The sequence below is a fragment of the Natronospira sp. genome (genome assembly GCF_007134575.1).
GTDB lineage: Bacteria > Pseudomonadota > Gammaproteobacteria > Natronospirales > Natronospiraceae > Natronospira > Natronospira elongata.
Genome location: NZ_SLKM01000054.1, coordinates 1 through 2665 on the forward strand (window position 1 = coordinate 1; position 2665 = coordinate 2665).

A 2665-nucleotide genomic window follows, 5' to 3' on the forward strand; every position below is an offset into this window, starting at 1 on the left:
GTCGCCTTCATAGAGACTCGGGTCACTGCGGGCGTGATCGATGGCCCTGGCCAAGACGTCGCCGGCGCGCTCGTACGCTGCCATGGCCCCATCCACATCGCCGCGGTGCCAGGCATCGTCGCCGATGATCACCCAGATCTCGGCCTCCAGTTTCATGGCCGCGTGCAGCCACGGCGCCACCGTGGAGGCCTCTCTCGCCTTGGCCAGCGCGGTCTCGAGCCGATCCTCGCAGAAGGCGATCAGTGCTTCGATCAGGAGACCGTCCTCGGCCTGGCCGGCAGCGGCGTCTTGAAGCAGCAACAGCGCCGGGTCGCGATACTCCCGCTCGATCAGCACCCGCAAATGTTTGCGTTCCTGCTCACTCCTCACACCCTGAACCTTCGCCAACTCTTCCCGGTACAGGGAACTCAGGGCCTGACCCAGTGCGCTGGCCACCTCCGGGTTCCGGTAGCCCGATTGCCAGGCACGTTCCAGGTGGACCCGCGCCGTCGCCGGGTCGCCCAGGGCAAGATAGCCCCGGCCAAGCGCGTAGCCGCCGGGCCCGGTGGCAACATCGCCGAGTTCGGCCATGCGTTGCTCCAGCGCGGCCAAGCGCCGGACGACCTCAGCCCGCTCCTCCCGGATGTCGTGGCGAGGCCGCATGTGGACAACCCGGAGCATCCATTCGGCCGTCCACACCTCCTCGCCGAAACTCTGGGCCAGGGCGGCCACCGTACGCGTCCGCCGACGCTCGCGCTGCCACAGGCCCAAGGAGGCTGACACCAACACCAGAACCACAGCGGTCACTGCGGCCACAATCCGGCGGCGGCGGCGGCGCCGCGGTTTCTCCATGATCAGACCCAGGCGTTCGGCAACATCCACCGTGGAGGGGCGATGGCCCGGAGCACGGCTCTTCATGCGTTCGATCAGGTTCGCCAGGTCAGGGTCGACCCCGCCGACGGGAACGGTCCGCCCCTCCATGGCCATCCGCAACGTCGCCAGGGGGGTGGCGCCCAACTCCATGGCCCGACTCCCGGAAAACAGCTCCTGGAGAATCAGGCCCAGGTTGAAGATGTCGCTGGCTGCCGTGGTCGCTTCTCCACGGGCCTGTTCGGGGCTCATGTAGCCGAGGGTTCCCACCACCACGTCGTCCAGCGCGGCGCCGGGTTCCCGCTCGTCGCCGGCGGCGACGAGTTCATCACGAACCAGGTGAGCGATACCGAAGTCGAGCAGCTTGACCACGCCCTGGCCGGTGACCATGACGTTCTCCGGCTTGAGATCGCGATGGACCACCCCGGCGCCGTGCATCACCACCATGGCCTCGACCAGCCCATGGGCGACCTTCCATCGCTGCTCGTCCTCCATCTCCGTCTCCAACAAACGGCGCAGACTCTGTCCCTCGATCAGCTCGAGAACCAGCAGGTCGCAGTCGTCCCCCTCGATGTAGTCGTGGATCGTGCACACGCTGGGATGATTCAGGCGGGACAGAACCCGCGCCTCGTGCAGGAACCGCTCCCTCGCCTCAGTTCCCAGCCGGAAACGCTCGTGCAGGGCCTTGACCGCGACACGGCGCTGCAGGGTGTCGTCGTACCCGACGTAGACCGCGCCCATGCCGCCGGTGCTGAGCATCTCCAAGATGCGCATGCTGCCGATCTGCCGCCCGACCAAAGATGCGGGATCCTGCATGGGAATGCTCCGCTCCCAGTGTACCCCCGCCCTCCAGGCTCCAAGGCCATCCCTCGCAAAAAAGGGGATCGCCCCGAGAGCCTCAACAGGGAATGATCAGCACGTGGATTCCCGGGTTGGAAGGGCCGTCTTTCTGCTAATCGGCCAGTTCGCGGCGGGCCATGACCGTGCCGGACCGACCCACCAGCTCCACGCGCACGTTCCGGCGACTGCGCAACTGCTCGGGACGCTCCACCACCAGCACGTAGCGGCCGGTCAGGGCCAGGGCCACCCGCTCCACCGCCTGGCCCGGGAACTGGTGCGTCTTCACGTAGAAGCCCCCGGTGTCATAAGCCAGCTGCTCCATCGCCACTTCCAGCGAATGGTAGTCGGCATCGGTGACGTCCAGGGAGAGCACCGTCACCCTGGCCCGGACGAGCGCGGCACGGGCATCGTGGTAGTCCGGTCCGAGCCGAACCCCCGAGCGGTCGAAGCGGCCGAATCCCCAGCCGAAGAACACGAGCGTCTTGGGACCGGGAATCTCGCGCAGGGCTTCAGCGGTGATACGCAGCGCTGCTTCCGGACTGGCAGCCCGTTGCGCCTCCTGAAAGGGAAAGTGCGCGGCCAGGGATGGAAACTCCCCGTCCGGCAGGGGCTCCACGGACCGGAACAACACCGTTGGGCGCAGCACTGCATCCAGCGCCTCCCGGTCGGCTGTGAAGTCCAGGTGCAGTTTCAGATGGGCATCGAAGGTCACCACTGCCACCCGGTCATGAGGTCTCAAGCCCGCCACCAGGTCCCTGGCCCGCGGCACCATGCGGTACAACCCGGTCATGCGTTCGCGCACGTAATCCGTCTGGAAAAACAGCACCACCAGCCGACCCGGCGGCGTTGGCGGCACCCCGGCAACCTCGGCCTCGGCGGGCGGAAGACCCTCGGGAAACGGTTCATCTCCGGGAATCCACTCCACGGCTTCCAGGCGGGCCGGCCGGCCGCCAATGGTCACGCGGAAATCCTCCAC

2 protein-coding genes are annotated in these 2665 nt (G+C 67.3%); both read right to left on the reverse strand.

The window, feature by feature from the left end; genetic code table 11:
• A partial coding sequence (locus ACJWXQ_RS02200) for a protein kinase domain-containing protein (RefSeq protein WP_406672049.1) occupies positions 1-1623 on the reverse strand: 1623 nt, incomplete at its 3' end.
• 178 nt (positions 1624-1801) lie between these two features.
• Positions 1802-2665, reverse strand: an 864-nt coding sequence (locus ACJWXQ_RS02205; protein WP_406672050.1) for a hypothetical protein, incomplete at its 5' end; no start/stop codon positions are given.